We start from the raw sequence: 23,532 nt of genomic DNA, 5'->3' as shown, positions 1-23,532 counted from the left end.
GTCTGTCCTGTTGTTCTGTGGCTCTGAAGTGAAATAGAACAGAGGCTTACAGAATGTTTAACTACTTCCGTAAAGAGATTGAATGGGGCGGTCGCCCGCTGATTCTGGAAACCGGCAAAGTTGCTCGTCAGGCTGATGGCGCCGTGATGGTCACTTACGGTGAAACCGTTGTGCTGTGCACCGCTGTTGGTGCAAAAGAGGTAAAGCCCGGTCAGGACTTTTTCCCGCTGACAGTTAATTATCAGGAAAAAGCTTACGCTGCAGGTAAGATTCCCGGTGGTTTCTTTAAGCGTGAAGGCCGTCCTTCTGAAAATGAAACACTGGTTTCCCGCCTGATTGACCGCCCGCTGCGTCCGCTGTTCCCTGAAGGGTTCCGCAACGAAGTGCAGGTAATTGCAACTGTGCTGACGCACGATATGGAAAATGATCCTTCCATTCCTGCGCTGATCGGCTGTTCTGCCGCTCTGACTTTGTCTGGTATTCCGTTCTTTGGGCCCGTTGGCGCAGCCCGCGTTGGCTTTAAGGATGGCGCATTCATCCTGAACCCGACACAGGAACAGATCAAAGAATCAGATCTGGAACTGGTTGTGGCTGGCACGGCAGAAGGCGTGCTGATGGTGGAATCCGAAGCTTCCGAACTGTCTGAAGAAGTTATGCTGGATGCCGTAACGTTCGGCCATACAGCATTCCAGCCGGTTCTGGATGCCATTATCTCCTTGGCAGAGCACGCAGCCAAGGAACCATGGGCACTGGCAGAGCCCACCAAGGAAGAAATTCAGCTGCGCAAGCAGGTGGAAAAAGCTGGTCGCAAGCTGATTGCTGATGCTTACAAGGAGAAGCAGAAGCAGGTGCGCTACGAAAAGCTGAAAGCAGCACGTGCAGCCATTGTTGAAAAGCTAACTGCTGATGAACTGGACGTTGCAGCCGCCAAGCCGATGATCAAGGATCTGGAAGCTGATGTTGTGCGCTCTTCCGTTCTGAAAACCGGCAAGCGTATTGATGGTCGTGATCTGGTAACTGTCCGTCCGATCGTGCCGGAAGTTGGTGTTCTGCCGCGCGTACATGGCTCTTCTCTGTTCACTCGTGGTGAAACGCAGGCGCTGGTTGTGACCACGCTGGGTACAGGGCAGGACGAACAGGTTATTGATGCGCTGGAAGGTGAATACCGCACCAACTTTATGCTGCATTATAACTTCCCACCCTTCTCTGTGGGGGAATGTGGGCGTATCGGTTCTCCGGGCCGTCGTGAAATCGGGCATGGCAAGCTGGCATGGCGCGCTATTCACCCGCTGATGCCTTCCCGCAAGGAATTCCCATACACAGTGCGCGTGGTTTCCGAAATTACGGAAAGCAACGGGTCTTCTTCCATGGCAACTGTATGCGGTGGCTCTCTAGCTCTGATGGATGCTGGTGTGCCGTTGAAGCGTCCGGTTGCTGGTATTGCTATGGGTCTGATCAAGGAAGGCGATGATTTCGCTGTTCTGTCTGATATTCTTGGCGATGAAGATCATCTTGGGGATATGGACTTCAAGGTGGCTGGCACCGAACAGGGTGTGACAGCCCTGCAGATGGATATTAAGATTACTTCCATCACGCCGGAAATCATGAAGATTGCTTTGGGTCAGGCTCGTGATGGCCGGATGCATATTTTGGGTGAAATGAGCAAGGCGCTGACAGAAACACGCACCAACGTGTCTTCCACAGCACCGAAGATCACCACCATGAAGGTGCCTCGGGAAAAGATCCGTGATGTGATCGGCTCTGGCGGTAAAGTGATCCGCGAAATCGTGGAATATTCTGGCGCCAAGGTTGATATTGGGGATGACGGCACAATCACCATTGCCGCCGCTTCTGATGATCAGGCACAGAAGGCTATTGACCGGATCAACGGCATTGTGGCGGAACCGGAACTGGGCCGCATTTACGATGGTAAGGTTGTTAAAACTGCCGATTTTGGTGCGTTTGTAAACTTCCTTGGTGCACGTGATGGCTTAGTACATATTTCCGAACTGGCGCAGGGCCGCGTTGGTAAAACCACGGATGTGGTGAAGGAAGGCGATACCGTGAAGGTTAAGGTCATCGGCTTTGATGATCGCGGTAAGGTTAAGCTGTCCATGCGTGTTGTTGATCAGAACACGGGTGCGGATATCACGGAAACTGTGGGTGAAAAGCCCTCACGTGGCCCCCGTCGGGATGCTGAATAAGCATCCTTTTTCGGGTCACTTTCAATCATACGGATAGTTGCAGGAACGATAGGACGGTCATGAAGGCGATCAATACGGTTCGCATGGGGGGTGTGGATATCCTGCCGCTGGTAGAAGGCGGTAAGGGGGTTTCTGTCTCCACAGGCGTATCGGCCGGGGCATGGGCTGCAGCAGGCGGCGCGGGCACGGTTTCTATCGTCAATGCAGATAGTTATGATGAAAACGGGCAGCCAGTTCCCCAGATCTATCACGGCCGTACGCGCCGTGAGCGGCATGAGGAACTGGTAGATTACGCCATTCGTGGCGGTATTACCCAAGCGCGTGTAGCGCATGAAATATCCGGCGGAAAAGGTCGGATTCATGCCAATATTCTGTGGGAAATGGGGTCAGCCGAAAGGGTGATTACTGGTGTGCTGGAAGGCGCGCCAGGCCTTATTCACGGTCTTACATGTGGCGCAGGTATGCCGTATCGGCTGTCTGAAATTGCAACACGGTTTGGGGTGCATTATTATCCCATCGTGTCATCTGCACGTGCTTTCAATGCATTGTGGAAGCGGGCCTATCATAAATCCGCCGATCTGTTGGGTGGCGTGGTTTATGAAGATCCTTGGCGTGCAGGGGGGCATAATGGCCTTTCCAACACGGAAAATCCATTAAAGCCGGAAGATCCTTACCCGCGTGTTGCAGCCTTGCGTAAACTTATGCGCGGGTTTGGGTTGGATAATACGCCCATCATCATGGCTGGTGGTGTGTGGTGGCTGGAAGAATGGGAAGATTGGATTGATAATCCAGAGCTTGGCCCCATTGTGTTCCAGTTTGGCACGCGCCCGCTGTTGACGAAGGAAAGCCCTATTCCAGAAGCATGGAAGCAGCGCTTACTCACCCTGAAAAAGGGTGATGTGTACCTGAACCGCTTCTCTCCTACGGGCTTTTACTCTTCTGCGGTTAACAACAGTTTCTTACAGGAACTGCGCGAGCGCTCAGAGCGGCAGGTTCCTTTTGCTATGGCGGCAGAAGAAGATCTGGTTACGCCCTACGGCATTGGCGCACGTAAGCGTGAAGTGTTTGTAAAGGCAGAAGATCTGCCGCGCATCCAACAATGGGAACAGCAGGGTTTTACTGAAGCCTTGCGCACACAGGATTCCACCCTGATTTTTGTAACGCCAGACAGAGCGCGAGAAATTCTGGCAGATCAGGCTGATTGTATGGGCTGCCTGTCTGAATGTCAGTTCTCTAATTGGAGCCAGCGTGGCCCCAAGTATTCAACGGGCCATAAAGCAGATCCACGTTCTTTCTGTATTCAGAAAACGCTTCAGGCTGTGGCACATGCCAGCGGGCCAGATGCTGCTCAGGTGCTGGATCATAATCTGATGTTCGGTGGTACAAACGCCTGGCGCTTTGCGACCGATCCTTTCTATGCCAACGGGTTTGTGCCAACAGTACAGCAGTTGGTGGATCGGATTATGACAGGACGTTAAGCTAGCCAGATATAAATGCTGATTTCTATAAAAAAGGCGGTTCCTACTGGGAGCCGCCTTTTTTACTCATCTCATAAATCGGAGGCTTATCGCCCCATGCGGGAAATTTTTTTATCTGTTTCATACTGATTGAGTGCGTAAACAGACCAGATGGCCGCCGGAATCCAGCCAATAACCGTTATCTGCAATATTAGGCAGATAATGCCCGAAAAAGGGCGACCAATTGTAAAAAACTGAAACCACGGAAACAGTAATGCCAAAAGCAGGCGCATGGCTGAAACTCCTTATAGTGCCCGTCATGATGGGCACAGCCTTTTGCCTGAAGCAAGTCTGCTCTTTCAGCCGCTAGGTGGTGCGGGTTTTGTGTGCTAGAAAATATTCTGCAAGTGCCGGGTAACCGGTGCAGAAGTGGATTTGGCACATGCTCCATAATCCGGGGCGTGCAGCATGACAGAGCGGATAAACCTTGACCGAGATTTCTGACCAGCCGGGTGTACCGGAACCCTCAGACCTTCTGCCCGTAACCATTGAGGAGGAGATGCGCTCTTCCTACCTCGCGTATGCGATGTCGGTTATTGTCAGCCGTGCGCTGCCGGATGTGCGAGATGGTCTTAAACCTGTTCATCGTCGCATCCTGTATGCCATGCATGAAAGTGGTTTTACCTACGACAAACCTTACCGTAAATCTGCCCGTGCGGTTGGTGAGGTTATGGGTAAATACCACCCACATGGTGATTCCTCCATTTACGATGCCATGGTGCGTATGGCGCAGTCTTGGTCCATGCGGGTCAAGCTGATTGACGGGCAAGGCAACTTTGGTTCGGTGGATGGTGATAGCCCCGCTGCCATGCGTTATACGGAAGCTCGGCTGGCCAAAGCTTCTACATTTCTGCTGAATGATATTGACCGCGATACGGTAGATTTCCAGCCGAACTATGATGAAAGTGAGGAAGAACCAACTGTTCTTCCTGCCACATTCCCGAACCTGCTGATCAATGGTGCCACAGGTATTGCGGTGGGTATGGCCACCAATATTCCTACGCATAATCCATCAGAAGTTATTGATGCCACGTTGGCGCTGATTGCTAACCCGGATCTTTCACTTGATGATCTGATGGAATATGTGCCGGGGCCAGACTTTCCCACAGGCGGCATTATTCTTGGGCGTTCTGGCATCCGCAGTGCTTTTGCCACAGGGCGCGGAGCCGTTATTATTCGTGCCAAGGCAGATATTGAGGAAATCCGTAAGGATCGTAAGGCCATTATTGTTACGGAAATTCCGTATCAGGTTAACAAGGCCACCTTGCAGGAACGTATTGCTGATCTGGTACGTAACAAGCAGATTGAAGGCATTGCTGATATCCGCGATGAATCTGACCGCTCCGGTATGCGTGTGGTTATCGAAATCAAGCGGGATGCCACACCAGAAGTGGTGTTGAATCAGCTTTATCGCTTCACGCAGCTTCAGACTTCCTTTGGCGTGAATATGCTGGCGCTGGATGGTGGCAAGCCCCGCCTGATGGGCCTGAAGGATGTGCTGGAAGCCTTTATTGCGTTCCGTGAGGAAGTGATTCTGCGCCGCTCGCGCTTTGAACTGAATAAGGCGCGAGATCGCGGGCACATTTTGGTTGGGCTGGTCATTGCCGTTGCCAATATTGATGCGGTTATTGCTCTTATTCGTGGCGCGCCAGATGCAGCCGCAGCGCGTGAAGCCCTGATGGCCGCCCAGTGGGACGCCGCAGAAGTGGAACCGCTGCTGGCCCTGATTCATGATGACGGCAACGTGGTTGTGGATGGCAAAGTGCGGCTAACAGAAGCACAGGCACGCGGCATTCTGGAACTGCGCCTGCAACGTCTGACAGGGCTGGAACGAGACAAGATCCAGCAGGAACTCTCGGAAGTTGCTCAGCGTATTAACGAGCTTCTGGAAATTATCGGTAGCCACGTTCGCCGTATGGAAGTGCTGCGTGATGAACTTTCCGTAGCACGGGCGGAAATTGCCACCCCACGTATGACCGAAATTGCGGATTATGCAGGAGATCAGGACGATGAAAGCCTGATCGAACCGGGCCAGATGGTTGTAACCATCACGCGGGAAGGGTTTATTAAACGCACACCGCTGGATGTGTTCCGGGCGCAAAACCGTGGTGGCCGTGGCCGTACGGGGGCCAGCACACGTGGCGATGATATTGTTGTGCGATCCTTTAATGCACACACCCATCAGTGGGTCATGTTCTTCTCCTCAGGCGGTAAGGTATATCGTCAGAAGGTCTGGCGTCTGCCAGAAGCCGGGCCTGCTGCTAAAGGCCGCGCCTTGGTGAACCTGTTGCCAGATTTGGGCTCTGATAGCATTACGGCCGTGCTGCCGCTGCCGCAGGATGAAGAACTGTGGGAAGCCTTGCATCTGGTCTTTGCAACGGCCAGCGGCAATGTGCGTCGTAACCGTTTGAGTGATTTCCGGAATATCCGTTCGTCTGGCATGATTGCCATGAAGTTGGATGAAGGAGATAGCCTGATAGGTGTTGCTACCTGTCGTGAAGGGCAGGATGTGTTCCTTGCCACGCGTGGGGCACGTTGTATCCGCTTCCAGATTACCGATGACACATTGCGTGTTTTTGCCGGTCGTGGCTCTTCTGGCGTGCGGGGTATTCGCTTGGCCGAAGGTGACCGTGTGATCAGCCTTGCTGTGCTGAACCACGTTGAAGCAACGGTGGAAGAACGTTCGGCTTATCTGCGGATGGCGAATGCTAAGCGTCGGGCTGAAAACGCAGCAGAAGCGGCTGAGGAAGATGTGGATGCGGTGCAGCCCGATTCGGATGAAGAAGGCACCGATACGGATGCTCTGCTTTCTCCAGAACGGTTTGAGCAGCTTGAAGTCGCCGAGGAAATCCTGCTGATCGTGAGTGATGGTGGGTTTGGGCGTCGCTCTTCCGCGTATGATTACCGTGTAAGCGGGCGTGGAGGGCAAGGCATTACCAACATGACGTTCTCGGCCAACAAGCGTGGGAAAGAAGTGGCTGCTACTTTGCCGGTTCTGGCAGGCACGGATGTTATGCTGGTAACGGATGCGGGCCGCCTTATCCGTGTGCCGGTTGATCAGGTGCGTGTTATGGCGCGTCAGGCAAGCGGTGTAACGTTGTTCCGCTTGAATGACGATGAGCGCGTAACCAGTGTCTTCCCTGTTATGGATGACGGTGAAGATGAAGCGGGAGAGGCTGAGGGGGAATGAACGCCCCCGCAGGCTCTGTGGTGCCCAAACGTGTAGGTTTTTATGCGGGCACCTTTGATCCAGTAACGGTTGGCCATCTGGATGTGATTGAACGCGCATCCCGTTTGGTGGATCGGCTGGTAATAGGTGTGGCCCATAACCCAGGCAAAAATCCACTTATGCCATTGGATGAGCGGATTGGCTGTGTGGAAGAAGCCTTGCCTGCTATTCGTCAGAACACGGGTGGGGATATCTTGGTGGTGCCATTTGATTCTCTGCTGGTGAAAGCTGTACGAGAACATGGTGCAACACTGATTTTTCGTGGTCTTCGGGTGCTTTCTGATTTTGATTACGAAATCCAGATGAGCGGCGTAAACCGCAAGCTGGATGCCGGAATTGAAAGCGTGTTTCTTATGGCTTCAGAACGCACCCAATTTATTTCTTCCCGTCTGGTGAAAGAAATTGCCAGTTACGGTGGAGATATTTCGGAATTTGTAACACCGGGCACGCAGGTGCGTTTGTTGGCACGCCTTGCTGACAGGAAAAACGTTTCTGCCTGACGTGGTAAACATGGGTGTTGCAAACACAAGGAGAGTTTCTGATGTCTTCAGAAGATAAAAACGATATCATTCATATGGATATCCCGCACGGTCGCGTTATTATTAAACTGCGTCCAGATCTGGCCCCCAAGGCTGCGGAACGTATTCGCACGCTGGCGGCAGAAGGTTTTTACGATAACGTACCCTTCCATCGTGTTATCCCCGGTTTTATGGCACAGGGTGGTGATCCAACGGGTACGGGTATGCACGGTAGCAAATTACCGGATCTACCCGCAGAATTCACAAACAAAGCCAAGTTTGAACGTGGCACCATTGGTATGGCGCGGACGTCTGATCCGAACAGTGCTAATAGCCAGTTCTTCATCATGTTTGAACCTTCTCCGCACCTTGATGGCCAGTATACCATTGTGGGTGAAGTGATCGAAGGTATGGAAAACGTCGATAAAATCAAACATGGGTCTGGCATGTCCGGCATGGTGAAGGATCCGGATCGGATTTCTCGCATGCGTCCGGCTGTTGGCGAAAAATCCTGATTTTTCGAATATCTGCAAAAAAGCGTCACTCCGGTTGGGGTGGCGCTTTTTTTATATCTGAAACCGATCGAACCATCTGATTTTTCAGGAATGGCACAAAATTCTTTCTACTGCTTGACAGAGGTAAGGTAATCCGTTTAGGAACACCTCCATCGCGCAGACATTAAGTTTTGCACGATTAAAAGGTGTGAGCCGGTAGCTCAGTTGGTAGAGCATTCGACTTTTAATCGAATGGTCGAGGGTTCGAGTCCCTCCCGGCTCACCATTTTAAAATCTTCCAAAATATAAAAGACAGTTTTAGCGCCTATAACCCTTGGGTTATGCTGCTTTTTCCCATGGTGGAATCGGGCCATAGCACTGCGCAAGATAATCAATCATGGCGCGGACTTTTAAGGGAATACTTGTGCCGGGTGCATACACGGCGTGTAAGTCTGGCCCCGGTGTGGTGGGGTAATCCAATGATAAAGCAATAAGTTGGCCTTGTTGCAGTTCTTGGCTCACAACAAAAAGCGGCAGGTAAGCAATGCCTGCGCCAGCTACTGCGGCTTCTCGCAAAGCATCTCCATTATTGGCGGAAAGTAGGCCGGAAACAGAAACGGTTTTTTCTCCGCTTTCTCCAAAATGCCAACGGGATGCGCTATTGTTTCCGCTAAGGGTGTATCCAAGACAATTGTGCTGCTGCAATTCATTTACATGCGTGGGTGTGCCAGCCTTTTCTAAATAAGCAGGAGAGGCACAGATAATCATACGTACAGCAGCCAATTTACGTGCACGTAGCGTACTGACTGTTAGGTTGCGGATACGCAGCGTAAGATCCCACCCTTCCTCAACCAAATCAACGGGTCTGTCATTCAAGCCAAGCTCTACCTGAACCTGCGGGTATCTTCTGCTAAATTCAGGCAGATAAGGCGCGACATACCGAATGGCGAAGGAAACCGGAGCGTTAAGGCGTAATTGCCCACGTGGTTCACGGTACTGCTCGCTTACAGTTTGCTCCATGTTTTCTACATCGGCCAGAATTTTTTGGCAGCTTTCCAAAAACAGGCGTCCTGCTTCGGTTAAGGAAAGATGCCGCGTGCTACGTTGAAAGAGAGAAACTCCTAACCGGGTTTCCAGTGCAGTCACATGTTTGGTTACCATTGTTGGGGAAAGCGCCATAAGGCGTGCTGCCCCTGTAAAGTTGCCCGCAGCTACAACTTTGACAAAAATCTGCATACTGGTGATGCGATCGAGCATTTATAGTGCCCCGGCATGATGGAAATGGTTAGTTTTTTCTAGCACAGACCGTGGCTCCTTTGTCATGCAGGTCGTATGCTGCCAAAAGCAGCGTTGCAGCACGTTTGAGGTTGGAGAAGATGTGGCAACAGGTAAATCCGTAATGGGCAGATATATGTGCGGAATGCTTTTCGCCTATTTGTTGCTGCCCACGTTGTCGGCTGTAGCGGGTGAAGATGGCCTGCATGCGCTTCCTGTTCCCGCAGTGCAGGAGGAATCTCTGGATGGCCAGCAAGGGGCATCCCTTTTTCTGCCTATAGGAGCGGAGGTTGCTCTTGCGGCTTTCTGGTCTGGGTCTGATTTGCTGATTGTGGCAGACCGTCCCGTGACTTCGTTAGTTCATAATTTTACAGGGCAAGGCATATTTGCAGATACGGATGTAACGGTGCTGGAATACGCCACGGTTTTGCGCGTTCATGTGCCGTCTCATCCACATATTGCGTTACATAAAAAGCTGGATGGCTGGTTGCTGGAACAGCTTCCAAAAGGCGATACAGGTAGCGTAAGGGCTGCACCGCCTGCGGTTATGATGCCAGAAGCCGTTTTGTTTCCACAAAAACAGTCTGGGCACGTTATCTCGTTTCCAGATCCGACAACTGGCGCACGTTTGCTGATAACGCCGTCTGTCATGGAAACGGGATATCGCTCTTCTTACCGGGCCATAGGGTATGGTGTGCGAGATTCTGCCCAAGGTATTGTAGTGGCTGCGGATTCATCGCAAATCAGATTAGATGCTGTTGCAGATAAAGGCGTATTCCTCTCTGCTTTAGGGCTGGATGCTTTGCCTGTAGGGCAGGGAACAGCAGAGACAGTGCCACCCGAAGGTGGGTTAGACTGGTTCTGGCTGGGACTGCATGCTGCACCAGTTGTCATTTTACAAAAGAACTGGCTTAGCGCGAAGGTTGACGCCGAAAAAGCACCACCTTCTTTACGATGGCCTGCGCAGGTTGCTGCTGCGCGCGCTGCTTTTGTGGCTGGGTATCCAGCAGATGCGTGGCGTCTTGTAAAAAATATGCCTCAGCGGTCTGAACCGGGAGCCCCCCCAACGGGAGTGCTCTTTCTGCGGGCCTGCGCAGCGTTATTAAGCCATGATGTGGATGCTGCGGCATCCGTTCTGACGCAGATGGATGGAGCCCCCCCAGAACTGGAAATATGGCACGCATTGTATCTGATGATGAGTGGCGCAAACAGCAAAGATGCTTCTGTTTTACTTGCGCGTCATTACGAACAGATTCTGCGCTATCCACAACCGCTGCGTGATCTGCTTCTTCCACAAGTTACAAATTATATCGCGCGTTATGGTGCGGATGAAACAGCTCTGATTTTGGAGCCTTTACCCAGTGATGGCGTTTATGATCTTGCGCGAGCGCGCATGCAGGATCGTGAAGGGAATGTAGAAACCGCACGGGTTACGCTGGAAAATCTAACGGCTGCGGCAGATCCAGAAAAAGCCGCTTATGCGCGTGCAGATCTGGTGAATTTTCTGTTGCAGCATGATCAGATTGCTGCGGCCATGGCTGCCGAGAGCTTTCAAAACCTTCTTGATGGAAAAGAAGGCGTTGGAAAGCTTGTGCCTACTGCTCGGGCATACACCAGTTTGTTATTATCTACAGCACTTGTGCAATGTGGTCGGGCACGACAGGCTTTAGCTGTGCTGGGCGAGCTTTCTGCCTCTGCACAAACGCCATATGACAGGTTGGAGGCTGTGCGACGGCAGGCTTTGTATGTGCTTGTGTTTAATACCTTACCATCTGGTAAAGCTGTAAGCGGAGAGGATGGGGCGTTATCCGCAGAGCAACGGGTGCATATTTTGCAGACCCAATTGCCTTTACTGGAAGAGAATACATCTAAGGCAAAACTGTTAAGAGGTTACGGAACGCTTCTATTGCAGATAGGGCAAGCCGAAGCTGCTGTTATGGCGTTCAAACAAGCCGTTGTGTTGACGGCTGATCCGGTAGCACGCGCAGAAATACAGGAGCAGATTGTTCAGGCAGCTTTCAAGGCGGGAAATGTGAATGCCGCCATGGAAGCATTGGAACAAAGCACTGTTCCCGGCTTGCCGGAGGATATGGCTGCCCGCCGCCATTATGATGAAGCGCATCTTGCGCTTACCAAGGGGGATAGGGCTGGGGCATTGGCCTTACTGGCGGATGATGAATCCGACACTGGTTTAGAACTGCGCGGGCAATTGTATGAGCAAGGCAAGCAATGGGCAGATGCTGTGCGCGTGGTGGGCCGCTTGGCCAGTCGTGCTTTACCAGAAACAGGGCCTTTAACAGAACCGCAGCAAGACCTTGCCATGCAGCTTGCCACCGATTCTGCAGCCGCACATGATGCAGATACCTTGCAGCGTTTAAAGGCTTGGTTAGCAGGGCGAACGCTGGGGAAAGAGCGTGATCGTCAGCTTGACATGCTTGTGAAACAAACTGTGCATTATTCTACAGAGCGTTGATTATTCTGTATTTTGGGGTGGCGTGTTTCTGAAAAATTTATGAAACACGTAAATAATGCTTGCAACTCAGGCGCAGGGGTCTTACCAAGCGCGCTCTTGGCCCAAGGGGGCAATTTTTGCCCAACAGGCTGTCTACTGGTTTGGGGGTACGTCTATGAACGCACTTGCTCAACTGGGGATGGTCTCGGAACACCCGAGCAATAACCAGGCATTTTCTGTTCCGGTCTCGTCTGCTGACGAAGAGCGTAAAGATTACTTCGTCGAAAAGAATGGCGAGAAGTTTGCAGGTACTCACCTGCTTGTCGATATGTGGGGCGCCACAAATCTGGATGATCCAGAAAAGATCGACACAACACTGTGCGAAGCAGCGCGTGCTGCCGGGGCCACAATCCTGCACAGTCATTTCCATCATTTTTCACCCAATGGGGGTGTTTCTGGCGTGGTGGTGCTGGCTGAAAGCCATATTTCCATTCACACATGGCCAGAACGCAACTTTGCTGCGGTGGACATCTTTATGTGTGGTGCGTGTGATCCGCACCTGTCCATCCCTGTTATGCAGCGTCTCTTTCAGGCCAAACGGCTTGAGGTGGATGAAGAACGCCGTGGCCGCGTGGTTGCCTAAAGGCTGTTTTTCTTAAAGTTGTAAAACTCTGTTTGATCGTCGTGCTGCTACAGTTCTGTAAAAGGGCTGTAGCAGTGCAGCTCATGACGTATGTGGGAAGATAAGGCTGGTATGGCTGAAACATGGATTGAAGAAACCCTATATGATAACTGGGGGCAGCACTTCCGTGTGGTAAAGGAACTGGCCCGCACGCGAAGCCCGTTTCAAGATATTGTTGTTTTTGAAAGTGAATCCCACGGTCGTGTGCTCATGCTGGATGGCGTGGTGCAGATTACCGAAAAGGATGAATTTGTTTATCAGGAAATGCTTACGCATGTTCCGCTGTTTACTCACCCCAACCCGAAAAAAGTGCTGATTATTGGCGCAGGGGATGGCGGGGTACTGCGCCGCGTTCTGGAACATCCCGGCATCGAAAAAGCTGTGATGGTGGAAATTGATGGTGCTGTTATAGAGCTTTCAAAACAGCATCTGCCATCTATTGCCGGTGATGCGTGGAATAATCCGCGGGCAGAAGTGATTGTGGGGGATGGAATAGATTACGTTGCCCGCGCAGATAATGCCTCGTTTGACGTGATTATTGTTGATAGCACAGACCCGATAGGTGTGGGCGAAGTGCTGTTTACAGATTCATTTTACGAACATTGCGCACGTATCCTTACCGCCGAAGGGCTGATTGTAAACCAGTGCGGTGTGCCGTTTATGCAGGCGGATGAACTGCATGAAACCAGTGTGCGGCGTGCAAAATTTTTTCCGCATGTATCTGCCTATGTGGCTGCTGTGCCAACTTATGTAGGTGGGTTTATGACACTGGGGATCGCCAGCAAAGGTCGCAACCTGCAAGCGCAGGATGTAGAGCAGGTGCGTGCCCGTGCTCAGGAATCCGGCATTTTGGAAAAAACCCAGTACTGGACGCCTGAAATCCACGTAGGTTCGTTTAATCTACCGCCTTATATTGCCAAGCATTTGCCTAAAGCTGCGGGGTAATACGCATAATAGGGGCCGTGATTGACTTGAAAGCGAAATGATGTCACGGTTCCTTAACGCAGAGGGAGAGACTGGCTTAGCCAGCGCCGAAGGAGCAACCGCCCCGGAAACTCTCAGGCAGAAGGACCCTGCGTTTTAAAACTTCTGGAGAGAGGTGCAATCGCACCCGCCGACGGGATAGCGATCTCAGGCAAAAGCACAGAAGGGGCAGCGGATTATGTAATCCGGAGCCTCGTGTTGTGCTGATGTGTCTGTCAGATTGCAGTGGGTTCCGGCCTTTTTGGCAAGGCAGCGTGCATGGGCACCGATACTCTCCTTCATACTCCCCTCTATTCATTGCATGAAGAATCCGGCGGCAAAATGGTGCCGTTTGCGGGTTATGCCATGCCTTTGCAGTATGCAGATGGCATTATGGCCGAACATCGGCATGTGCGTGAGCATGTTGGTCTGTTTGATGTCTCCCATATGGGGCAAGTGCTGCTGCGCCCGCGTTCGGGGGATGTAGATAATGCGGCTCTGGCGCTGGAAAAACTGGTGCCAGCAGATATTGCTGCCCTTAAACATGGCCGCCAGCGTTATACCCAGTTTACCAATGCCGAAGGCGGTATTCTGGATGATCTGATGGTGGCGCGTCTGGAAGATGGTCTGCTGCTGGTTGTTAACGCCGCATGTAAGGAGGCTGATCTTGAGCTTCTGCAATCTGCACTGGTGGCAGAATGCGTTGTAGAGCCGCAGGAAGATCGCGCATTGCTTGCCTTGCAGGGGCCGGAAGCTGAACAAGTTTTGGCAGCGTTTGCTGAAGATGTGCGCAAGATGATGTTCATGGATGTGCGTACGCTGGATGTAGACGGTGCCCGCTGTGTTATTTCCCGTTCCGGCTATACGGGAGAAGATGGGTTTGAAATTTCTGTTTCCGCCAAGGATGCAGATCGGGTTGCCCGTAAACTGCTAGAACAGCCAAACGTCAAACTGATTGGCTTAGGTGCCCGAGACAGCCTGCGGCTTGAAGCCGGGCTGTGCCTGTATGGGGCGGATATTGATACAACCACCACTCCGGTTGAGGCCGCGCTTGAATGGTCTATCCAGAAGTCTCGCCGCAATGGTGGCGCGCGTGCAGGTGGTTTTCCGGGTGCCGATATTATTCTTGGCCAGCTTGAAAATGGTGTAAGCCGCCGCCGCGTTGGATTGCGGCCGGAGGGGCGTGCGCCTGTGCGCCATGATGCACCTTTATATGCAGATGCAGAATTTGCCACGCATATCGGCAAGGTAACGTCTGGTGCATTTGGCCCCACAGTAGGTGGCCCGGTGGCGATGGGCTATGTGGCAAGCAATGATACCCAAATAGGGCACACCATTTTTGCTGAATTGCGGGGGCGTTCCGTACCTTCCGTCGTGAGCGCACTGCCTTTTGTGTCAGCGCATTTCAAACGCTAGGCCGTTGATACATTAATTTACGCTTAACTGGAGAAATTGAGAAATGACCCTGTATTTCACAAAAGAACACGAATGGCTGCGCGTTGAGGGTGCAACAGCAACCGTGGGCATCACTCGCCACGCGGCTGATGAACTGGGTGAACTGGTGTTTATTGAAGCCCGCCCATCGGGCACGGAAGTCAAAGCTGGGGAATCCATCGCAGTTGTGGAATCCGTTAAGGCAGCTTCCGATATTTACGCGCCAGTTGATGGTGAGGTTTTGGAAAGCAATGCAGCACTGGCTGATGATCCAGCACGGGTAAGCTCTGACTCTGAAGGCGAAGGTTGGATTGTCAAATTTCGCGTTGCTAATCCAGATCAGCTTTCTGGGCTGATGGATGCCGCAGCATATGCAGCTTTTGTAGGCTGATTTCTGCCTGATTGGAAAAAATGGCCTGTTCCAAACAGGCCTTGTTCAGGAAAAATTTCTGCATGTTCTCCCTTGCTCCCGGTTCGGATGCGCGTTCCCAACAGAATATTGAAGCTCTTCCCGCTTTTGCTGCCTTAAAAGCTGAAGGTGAGGCGTTTGCTACGCGCCACATTGGCCCGACTGTGGCAGATCAGGCCGAAATGTTGCGTGTTGTTGGTGCGGCTTCCTTGGATGATCTGATAGATCAGACACTTCCAGCTTCCATTCGTGCCACACAGCCTTTGGGGCTCGGTGCTGGATGGACGGAAACACAGGTTCTTGCACGCCTGCGTGAACTGGCCGGACAAAATCAGGTTATGACATCCCTGATCGGGCAAGGGTATTACGGTACGGTGCTGCCCGCTGTTATCCAGCGGAATATTCTGGAAAATCCGGCTTGGTACACAGCTTACACGCCGTATCAGCCAGAAATCAGCCAAGGGCGTCTGGAAGCCCTGTTGAACTTCCAAACCATGATTACAGAGCTGACAGGGTTGGATATCGCCAACTCTTCTCTGCTAGATGAAGCAACAGCAGCGGCAGAAGCCATGGCGTTGGCTCGCCGGGTTGCAACCTCTAAGTCCAGCGTCTTTTTTGTAGATGCAGAATGTCTCCCGCAGACAATTGCTGTGTTGAAAACCCGTGCGGAACCTATGGGCATTACGCTCCAGATTGGGCAGCCTGAAATAGATTTGGATGCCCAAAACGTATTTGGAGCCATTTTCCAATATCCCGGCACATCCGGCCAGATTGCAAACCCGCAAAAGCAGATAGAAAGCCTGCATGCCGCGGGGGGTATTGCTGTTATGGCGGCAGATCCGCTGGCTTTAACGTTGCTGGCTTCTCCCGGTGAACTGGGGGCGGATATTGCTATTGGTTCTACCCAGCGCTTTGGTATTCCCATGGGGTATGGTGGGCCGCATGCAGCTTATATGGCTGTGCGGGATGCCTATAAACGGAGCATGCCGGGGCGTTTGGTTGGGGTATCGGTCGATAGTGCTGGGCGCCCGGCCTATCGTCTCGCCCTGCAAACGCGTGAACAGCATATCCGGCGTGAAAAAGCGACATCCAATATCTGCACGGCGCAGGTGTTGCTGGCTGTTATTGCGGGCATGTATGCCGTTTATCATGGCCCAGAAGGTCTGAAGGCAATTGCACAGCGCATTCATGATCTGGCTGCTACACTGGCCGCTGGTTTGCGCACACTGGGCGTAACTGTTGAAACAACCGCATTTTTTGACACGCTGACCGTGAATGTAGGCGAAGGTGCTGTTGACCTTCTGGAACGTGCGCGTTTTGCTGGCATGAATCTGCGTAATGCAGGGAATGGCCGTATTGGCATCAGTCTGGATGAAACCAGCACGCCGGAAACTGTTTACGCTGTATGGTCTGTTTTTTGCGCTGAACACGGGCGTGTAGAAAAAATGGCGCAGGCGCTTGTGGCGGCTTCCACAGCATTGCCTGATGGTGTGCGCCGCCAGTCTGGCTTTATGGCGCAGCCTGTGTTCCGCTCCTGTAGTTCAGAAACGGATATGCTGCGTTACCTGCGGCGCTTGTCAGACAAGGATCTGGCGTTGGATCGGACAATGATTCCGCTGGGTTCTTGTACCATGAAGCTGAACGCCACGGTGGAAATGCTGCCCATTACGTGGTCTGGTTTTTGTGACATTCATCCGTTTGCACCGGCAGATCAGGCAAAAGGGTATCAGGTTCTTTTGCAGGATCTGGAAAAGTGGCTGTGTGCTATCAGCGGTTATGATGCTGTTTCCTTCCAACCTAATTCTGGCGCGCAGGGGGAATATGCAGGTTTGCTTGTTATTCGTGCGTATCATCAGGGGCGTGGGGAAGGGCATCGGACAGTTTGTTTAATTCCGGCTTCTGCGCATGGTACCAACCCAGCTTCTGCCCAAATGGCGGGCATGAAGGTTGTGGTGGTAAAGTGTGATGCAGGCGGCAACATTGATCTGGAAGACATGCGTGAGAAAATAAAGGCGCATGCGAATGATCTGGCCGCAGTGATGATCACTTATCCTTCTACTCATGGCGTGTTTGAAGAAAACATGCGTGAAATCTGTGATCTGGTGCACGCAGCCGGTGGGCAGGTATATGTGGATGGCGCCAACATGAATGCTCAGGTTGGGCTTGCACGCCCGGCAGACTACGGTGGGGATGTTAGCCACTTTAACCTGCATAAAACTTTCTGCATTCCACATGGTGGCGGTGGCCCGGGTATGGGGCCAATTGGTGTGCGGGCACATTTGGCACCTTATCTGCCCGGAAACCCGGCAGATGTAGATGTTGTTATGGCTGTAAGCGCTGCTCCTTTTGGATCAGCTTCTATTCTGCCGATCTCATGGGCTTATATTCGCTTAATGGGAGATGAAGGCCTAAAACGGGCTACGCAGGTGGCTATTCTGAACGCCAATTATATTGTGAGCCGCCTGAAAGATGCGTACCCTGTGCTTTACGAAGGGGCGCACGGGCGTGTTGCGCATGAATGTATTCTGGATTTACGACCGATCAAGAATACAACAGGCGTTACTGTGGATGATATGTCCAAGCGTTTGGTGGATTACGGTTTTCATGCGCCAACAGTTAGCTTTCCGGTGGCCGGCACATTCATGATCGAGCCAACTGAATCTGAAGGAAAAGCGGAGCTGGATCGTTTTTGCGATGCCATGCTGGCTATACGTGAGGAAGTGCGTGCAGTTGAAAGTGGTAAGGTTACGGCAGAAGATGCAGTGTTGCGTCATGCCCCTCATACAGGTCTTGCACTAACTGCAACGGAATGGACGCACCCTTATACACGGCAGGAAGCGTGTTTCCCCGGTAATGTGCAGCTTTCTACCAAATATTGGCCACCTGTAGGCCGAATTGACAACGTATATGGTGACAGAAACCTAGTTTGCTCTTGTCCAGATATTGCTGAATGGATGGAATAAGCAAATCGTTTCTGATGGTTACTAAGAAAGGGGCGCAACCAAAGGAGGTTGCCCCCCTTTTTTTATGCTCTGTGTAAGAGTTTCTTGTTATGGAAAAAGCAATAAAAAACGCCCGACAAAGCCGAGCGTTGAAAAGAAGATTCTGCAAAGAAACTAAAGGTTGGTTTCAGTTGTTATCATCAAAGGCAATATTCGGATCTTCCTGACCAGCAGAGATCTGGCGAGGTGTTGCCGGAGCCTGTGCCAGCTGCGTGGTGGTGCCTTTTTTGGCCCATGCTGTCATAACTTCCTGCTGCATGTTCCGTTCTGCACCAGGGTGGCGTGCATAAATAAAGCCGTAAGTTGGATAGATGGACCCGAAACCACCAGAATGATTGTTAAGGGCTACACGAACGGCAGACCAATCATTGTTTGGAGAAACGTCAATCACGGCTACGTTGCGGCTGATGCCTGCCTGTGCCCAGTGTGACTGATCAATCATAATGGTGCGGTTATCTACAACATTGCGCACAACAGCAACATGGCCCAAAGGCATGCGGCGTGTTGCACGGAAGTTCAGCACACTACCTGCTTCTGGTGCATGGCCACGGTCATAAACGCCACTTGCGTTATGCCACCAATCACGCGCATTGCCATGCAGCACCACTTCAGATGCAGATTTGGCATAAGCAACGCACTGAATAACGTGCCCACCATAATACCCGGAACGGTAACGCCCCGCAGATGGGTGCCAGCGGCCACCTGCGTATCGGCCTGCCGCATGGCCGGATGCAGAAAATACAATTTTATGCACACCGCTATGGTGAGCGGCGGCATGATGGGTGCGGGCAGATGCAGAAGCAGTAAAGGCAGAAACGGACAGAAAAGACAAAACGGCCAGCTTCAGTTTGAAAATTCCGGACCGTCCGTGCCGCATTGTGCTTACCTTTCCTGATCGCATTTGCCGTGAGTTGGGGTACTGCAATGTTCGGGTTCAGGTATTAAACATCCATGCAGATCAGGCAAGCGTTCATTGCGCACCAAAATCGTTAAAGTTACTCTTTGCTTCATTGATGGGTATTAAAAAGGAAAAATAGGATTTTTATCCTATATTACGTCATAAATTCGCCTGATTCCGTTTCATTCCAGCCTTTGTTTAAGAGAATAGGGAACACGCGCCAGTTGGTGATGATTCGGAGGAATGTTGCATGAATGCCACGTTTTCTCACATCACCAACTGGTCAATATTAAGGGCTTATTTTGTGGTGGTGACCATGATTTCCACAAGGATACGTGGGTCAGCCATCACAGCCTGAACACAAGCGCGGGCAGGGGCCATATTTTCTGGCAGCCAAGCGCTCCAGATTTTATTCAGCTTGTCACGGTCATTAATGTCTTTCACCCAGATCTGAGCTTGCAGAATGCGGGTGTTATCTGTGCCGTGCTGCTCTAGCAGTGTGTCAATCTGTTCCAGCACATCACGTGTCTGGCCTTCAACATCCAGATCCAGATTGCGGGCAACAACACCCTGCGTGAAAATAAAGCCGTGATATTCAACCGCAGCAGAAAGAATGAGGTTGGGGTTAGTGCGTAGAATTTTGCTCATGGTGAGACCTTGTTGAAAAATAGATAAAACGACCGTTCAGTGAAAACTTACGGTCTGTTGTGAATTGTCGGAGGGTGTGTCCGTCTGGTCAACTGCCAGGAAAAGCCATCTGCTGATATATTTTCAGCCGTTCTGGCGTATCAAAATCGACCAATTCGGTAGAATTGGCTGGAATGAGGCGTATATCAGCACCCAGACTGCGCAAAATAGCCCGCCCGCCCTGATCCCCCGTAACCTGGAGCAATTTACTGAATTGTGATGGATTCCAGACAACAGGATTTCCAGCCTTGCCGTCTCGTAACGGTGCGGTGGCGGCAGGAGCATATTGATTCTGGTTCTCCAACAGTGTGTTCAACAGCGTTGTGGAAACCAGAGGCATGTCGCCCAGACACATAAGAAGGCTTTGTGCATTTCCTGCTTGAGCAGCCTGAACACCTGCATGCAGAGAAGCGGAAAGGCCCAAGCGCGCATTCAAAACAGTTTGTAGCTGTAGCCTGTCTGCTTTCAAGAAGTGGGAGAAATGCGCTTGCACAATGGTTTCAAGCTCTGGCTGGTCTGGCGGTAGAAGGGCCAGAACAGTTTCAGCTTTGCTGTTGAGAATATTTTTGAGTGTCTGCACCAGCATAGGTTGTCCGGTAGCGTCCGGAGCTAATAATTTGTTGGCTGGGGCAGTACGGGCAGAACGACCTGCGCATAGCACGCAGGCCCATGTTCCTGGCAGAAACGCAGGTTTTACCACCCGCGAATGTCTGACAAGGGGGCATGGCGGCGGGTGGCAACAATTTCCGCCATTATAGAAAGAGCAATTTCCTCAGCTCCCACTGCACCAATAGCTAAGCCAACTGGGCCGCGTATGCGTTTGAGATCCTGCTCGGTAAAGCCAAGAGTTTGCAAGCGTTGCAACCGACTCGCCTGTGTTTTGCGAGACCCCAAAGCACCAATATAAAAAGCTGGGCTTTTCAGGGCTGCTTCAAGTGTTGGGTCATCTAGTTTGGCATCATGCGTTAGGGTCACGATGGCAGTCATGCTATCAACCCCTAAGGTTTCCAGAGCTTCATCCGGCCATTCTGTAATAAGGGTGCTTCCACTTTCCAGCCCCGGAAAGCGGTCTGCTGTCGCCAGTGCTTCACGCGGGTCTATGACTATGGGAGAAAAGCCGGTTATCTGCGCCAAGCGAGCAAGATACTGCGCAATATGCACAGCGCCCACTATAAGAAGCCGAGGTGGCGGAATAATGGGTTGCACAAACCATTTTTGCCCAAGAGCTTCTTCTATTGCTGCGCAGCGCCCTTCTTGTAGCTGGTGAAAGGCGACTTCTTTCACGAATGGTGGAAGCTCTTCGAAAGTGCTTTTTTGGTGTTCCTGCGCAAGAATGTGCTGCTTGCCATCCAAGCTGCGCACCAACACTGCGGCTTTTCGAGCCGCTTGAAGATCGCATATCTGTTCTAGCAGGTGTAGCGGCCATGTTCCGGTTGGGCAGGCAGGGCTTTGAACGGCTTCTACCATAACATCCAGTGTGCCTCCGCAGGCCAACCCGACTTCCCACGCCTTGGCACTGCTCACACCATAGGAAAGAACGGTTGGTGCTTGCCCTTCCATAATTTCTTGTGCGTGGAGCATAACATCTGTTTCCACACAGCCGCCACTTACGGAACCTTCCATAAGGCCATTTTTGCTCATGACCATATTGCTGCCTGGGGGGCGGGGGGAACTACCCCATGTGCCTGTTACGGTTGCAATGGCAACGGCTTGGCCCTGACGGGCCCAGAGCAGGGCATGATCCAGAGGAGTAACAAGTTGGGAAAAGAAGGGTGGAATTGTCATGCCTCAATCCTATATCACTCAGCACGCAGACTGCACATCAGCAGCGCAGCAGCGCTGGTGGTTAAATGTCGCATAATACGGCATGCTGGCAGGCTGATAGAGTGATTTGAAAAGGATGTATTCCATGACGGAAGCAAGAGATGGCCTGGTAGTTTATGTTGTTGCAGATGGTGGCAAAGTGCGTTTTTTGCATGATGCAGAAGGCGAAATGCGCGATGTGCAGGATTTTGACACGCGTGGCCATGAAGGTACCCCGGGTAAAATGCCTTCTGGTTCTACCCCGGCGGATGATGCGAAAGATGCTTTTGCCCGCGTTGTGGCAGACCGCATGAACAGCATGATTGCGCATGGCGGCAAGGTTGATGGGTTTGTGGTGGCTGCTCCGGCACCAATTATTCATGAAATCAAGACGCATCTGAGCAAGCCTGCAACGGCAAAGATTATCAAAACCTTCACCAAGGATCTAACCAACGTGCCTGCGCATGAATTGCGTAAGCACTTTGATATTCCAGAAACAGGCTGGGTGCTGCCTCAATAAGCAGAGCATTTTTGCTGTATAAAAAGCTGCCAGACACTGGTTCTGGCAGCTTTTTTTTGTGTAAAACTCATAAAAGCATTTTTTAGATAATTTATAGAGAACAAGAGGAATAAGGTATGCACGTCAATTACCCGGATATGCAGTTGCGTATCGTGCCGGTTACGCCATTTCGGCAGAATTGCTCTGTTCTGTGGAATGAAAAAACACGTAAAGTCGTTATTGTAGATGCCGGTGGAGACGCGAATGTCCTGCTGGATTTCTTAAAAAAAAATATACTGGAAGTAGAAGCCATTCTGCTCACGCATGGTCATCTAGATCATGCCGGAGGGGTGGCGGCTTTGTGTCGTGGGTTGGAAAATACGCAGGTAACGCGGCCAGATGTCATTGGGCCGAATATTCATGATCAATTTTTGCTCCAATCCATTGTAGAGCAAGCTCGGCATTTTGGGCTTTCAGATTTAGAAAATGCAGATGTTGACCGTTTCACCCAAGATGGTGAAAGTCTGAACTATCTAGGATGTACATTTCGTGTTGTGCATGTTCCGGGGCATACGCCCGGGCACGTTGTATTTGTGGATGAAAAGGCCCGTTTTGCTTTTGGGGGAGATGTTCTTTTTAGAGGAACAATAGGTAGAACCGATTTTGCATACGGTAATAGCCAACAGCTTATTCAAGGCATAAAGGAAAAACTACTTCCTTTAGGGGATGATATTGTTATCGTGCCTGGGCATGGCGGGTTGACGACATTAGGGGCAGAACGTGCCAGTAATCCATTTCTGCAAAGATGATGGGACCGAGGAGAACAGATAAGGTGCTGACAAAAAAACTGTTGGGGCTGATGGCAGCCTGCATGATCGGCGGTGCCGCGGGTTCTCTCTTACCTGCTTATGCAGAAGAAACGGGAGAGCCAACACACGCTCAGGCTGAATTACAGCGGGAAGAATTGGCTATAGTTTCCCCCAGTGGGCGGCATGTTTTTTCAGTTGAGTTGGCAAAAACTCCGCGTGAGCAGCAGGTGGGGGAAATGTTCCGCCAACATCTGCCAGAAAACTCTGGCATGCTTTTTGTGTGGAAAACACCACAGCAGAGTGACATGTGGATGGAAAATACGCTGATTCCGCTAGATATTGTTTTTATAGATGCGGATCATCGTATTCAGGCTATTACAGAAAATGCAGTGCCACGCAGCTTGGCACGAATCAGCAGTCATGGCCCGGTAGCTGCTACGCTTGAGCTGGCAGGGGGGGTAACTGCCAAGTTTGGCATTACTGTAGGCGATAAGGTGGAAGCACCATCTTTAGGTAAAAAGCTTTAATTAACAGCCGCTTTTGCGGCTGAGATTCTGCAGTAATCATGGGTGGGGCCAAAAAGTTGCCCTGCGGCGTGGGGCAATACATTTTGACACTTTTGGTAACTGGAGCCGCTGGGTTTGTCGGCTTCCATGT

The 23,532-nt window shown here is 51.5% G+C and carries 21 protein-coding genes, 1 tRNA gene and 1 riboswitch (1 of these 23 only partly in view); of the genes, 16 read left to right on the top strand and 6 right to left on the bottom strand.

The genetic code is table 11. The features are described 5' to 3' along the window. Positions 1–53 precede the first annotated feature (53 nt). Positions 54–2,204: a polyribonucleotide nucleotidyltransferase gene (gene pnp, locus WG31_RS12060; RefSeq protein ID WP_063354677.1), complete on the top strand. Its 2,151-nt coding sequence runs from the start codon at positions 54–56 to the stop codon at positions 2,202–2,204. 59 nt (positions 2,205–2,263) lie between these two features. Then, on the top strand, positions 2,264–3,682 hold the full coding sequence (locus WG31_RS12055) for an NAD(P)H-dependent flavin oxidoreductase (RefSeq protein WP_063354676.1): 1,419 nt from the start codon (positions 2,264–2,266) through the stop codon (positions 3,680–3,682). Between the two features lie 86 nt (positions 3,683–3,768). Here WG31_RS12055 and WG31_RS12050 read toward each other — a convergent pair whose 3' ends face one another. After that, positions 3,769–3,954 (bottom strand): YqaE/Pmp3 family membrane protein, encoded by a 186-nt coding sequence (locus WG31_RS12050; protein ID WP_006115375.1) that lies wholly within the window; start codon positions 3,952–3,954, stop codon positions 3,769–3,771. A gap of 194 nt (positions 3,955–4,148) precedes the next feature. On the opposite strand from WG31_RS12050, the gene gyrA reads away from it, so the two are divergent. From gyrA to WG31_RS12030, 4 genes are all read left to right on the top strand, one after another. After that, a complete protein-coding gene (gyrA, locus tag WG31_RS12045; RefSeq protein ID WP_063354675.1) occupies positions 4,149–6,911 on the top strand; it encodes a DNA gyrase subunit A in 2,763 nt (920 codons plus the stop codon). Continuing rightward, positions 6,908–7,450, top strand: a complete 543-nt coding sequence (coaD, locus tag WG31_RS12040; protein WP_063354674.1) for a pantetheine-phosphate adenylyltransferase — start codon at positions 6,908–6,910, stop codon at positions 7,448–7,450. The genes gyrA and coaD overlap by 4 nt, the downstream gene beginning before the upstream one ends. 41 nt (positions 7,451–7,491) lie before the next feature. Continuing rightward, complete coding sequence (locus WG31_RS12035; protein ID WP_014457518.1) at positions 7,492–7,983, top strand: peptidylprolyl isomerase; 492 nt, start codon at positions 7,492–7,494, stop codon at positions 7,981–7,983. Positions 7,984–8,172: 189 nt separating this feature from the next. Next, positions 8,173–8,248 (top strand) — tRNA-Lys (locus WG31_RS12030). A 53-nt stretch (positions 8,249–8,301) separates the two neighbouring features. Here WG31_RS12030 and WG31_RS12025 read toward each other — a convergent pair. Then, a complete protein-coding gene (locus WG31_RS12025) occupies positions 8,302–9,219 on the bottom strand; it encodes a LysR family transcriptional regulator (RefSeq protein ID WP_006115372.1) in 918 nt (305 codons plus the stop codon). 64 nt (positions 9,220–9,283) lie between these two features. Here WG31_RS12025 and WG31_RS12020 point away from each other — a divergent pair, with 64 nt between their 5' ends. The 6 genes from WG31_RS12020 (at position 9,284) to gcvP (ending at position 18,140) form a co-directional block, all read left to right on the top strand. Beyond that, entirely contained in the window at positions 9,284–11,710 is a 2,427-nt protein-coding gene (locus tag WG31_RS12020; RefSeq protein ID WP_063354673.1) for a tetratricopeptide repeat protein, read from the top strand. Positions 11,711–11,864: 154 nt separating this feature from the next. Then, positions 11,865–12,332, top strand: a complete 468-nt coding sequence (gene speD, locus WG31_RS12015) for an adenosylmethionine decarboxylase (RefSeq protein WP_035352291.1) — start codon at positions 11,865–11,867, stop codon at positions 12,330–12,332. Positions 12,333–12,443: 111 nt separating this feature from the next. Next, a complete protein-coding gene (gene speE / locus WG31_RS12010) occupies positions 12,444–13,316 on the top strand; it encodes a polyamine aminopropyltransferase (RefSeq protein WP_063354975.1) in 873 nt (290 codons plus the stop codon). A 52-nt stretch (positions 13,317–13,368) separates the two neighbouring features. Further along, positions 13,369–13,454: riboswitch (glycine riboswitch) on the top strand. Between the two features lie 159 nt (positions 13,455–13,613). Further along, entirely contained in the window at positions 13,614–14,750 is a 1,137-nt protein-coding gene (gene gcvT, locus WG31_RS12005) for a glycine cleavage system aminomethyltransferase GcvT (RefSeq protein WP_063354672.1), read from the top strand. A gap of 43 nt (positions 14,751–14,793) precedes the next feature. Further along, positions 14,794–15,159, top strand: coding sequence for a glycine cleavage system protein GcvH (gcvH, locus tag WG31_RS12000; protein ID WP_063354671.1), 366 nt, complete (start codon positions 14,794–14,796; stop codon positions 15,157–15,159). A gap of 20 nt (positions 15,160–15,179) precedes the next feature. Continuing rightward, positions 15,180–18,140, top strand: coding sequence for an aminomethyl-transferring glycine dehydrogenase (gene gcvP, locus WG31_RS11995; protein WP_209439348.1), 2,961 nt, complete (start codon positions 15,180–15,182; stop codon positions 18,138–18,140). Between the two features lie 166 nt (positions 18,141–18,306). Here the strand turns inward: gcvP and WG31_RS11990 are convergent, their stop codons facing one another. The 4 genes from WG31_RS11990 to WG31_RS11975 all read right to left on the bottom strand — a co-directional run bounded on the left by WG31_RS11990 (position 18,307) and on the right by WG31_RS11975 (position 21,549). Further along, a complete protein-coding gene (locus WG31_RS11990) occupies positions 18,307–19,080 on the bottom strand; it encodes a CHAP domain-containing protein (RefSeq protein ID WP_035352239.1) in 774 nt (257 codons plus the stop codon). Positions 19,081–19,374: 294 nt separating this feature from the next. Beyond that, entirely contained in the window at positions 19,375–19,725 is a 351-nt protein-coding gene (locus tag WG31_RS11985; RefSeq protein ID WP_063354670.1) for a RidA family protein, read from the bottom strand. Between the two features lie 88 nt (positions 19,726–19,813). Beyond that, positions 19,814–20,464 (bottom strand): nucleotidyltransferase family protein, encoded by a 651-nt coding sequence (locus WG31_RS11980; RefSeq protein WP_063354669.1) that lies wholly within the window; start codon positions 20,462–20,464, stop codon positions 19,814–19,816. Next, positions 20,458–21,549: an XdhC family protein gene (locus tag WG31_RS11975; RefSeq protein WP_063354668.1), complete on the bottom strand. Its 1,092-nt coding sequence runs from the start codon at positions 21,547–21,549 to the stop codon at positions 20,458–20,460. Before WG31_RS11975 ends, WG31_RS11980 begins: the two co-directional genes overlap by 7 nt. Positions 21,550–21,664: 115 nt before the next feature. On the opposite strand from WG31_RS11975, the gene WG31_RS11970 reads away from it, so the two are divergent. From WG31_RS11970 to WG31_RS11955, 4 genes are all read left to right on the top strand, one after another. Next, positions 21,665–22,087, top strand: coding sequence for a host attachment protein (locus WG31_RS11970; RefSeq protein ID WP_003631043.1), 423 nt, complete (start codon positions 21,665–21,667; stop codon positions 22,085–22,087). Between the two features lie 116 nt (positions 22,088–22,203). Then, positions 22,204–22,875, top strand: a complete 672-nt coding sequence (locus tag WG31_RS11965) for an MBL fold metallo-hydrolase (protein ID WP_063354667.1) — start codon at positions 22,204–22,206, stop codon at positions 22,873–22,875. Beyond that, positions 22,872–23,402 (top strand): DUF192 domain-containing protein, encoded by a 531-nt coding sequence (locus WG31_RS11960; RefSeq protein ID WP_035352237.1) that lies wholly within the window; start codon positions 22,872–22,874, stop codon positions 23,400–23,402. Before WG31_RS11965 ends, WG31_RS11960 begins: the two co-directional genes overlap by 4 nt. Before the next feature lie 83 nt (positions 23,403–23,485). After that, positions 23,486–23,532: the 5' end (the start) of an NAD-dependent epimerase/dehydratase family protein gene (locus WG31_RS11955; RefSeq protein WP_063354973.1), read on the top strand. The gene runs 928 nt beyond the window's last position; the window shows 47 of its 975 coding nt (coding positions 1–47); its start codon is at positions 23,486–23,488; the stop codon falls past the right edge of the window.

The organism is Acetobacter oryzifermentans (assembly GCF_001628715.1).
GTDB lineage: Bacteria > Pseudomonadota > Alphaproteobacteria > Acetobacterales > Acetobacteraceae > Acetobacter > Acetobacter oryzifermentans.
Note: the sequence above shows the minus strand (reverse complement) of the source record. Positions and strands in the feature narration are given on the sequence as shown.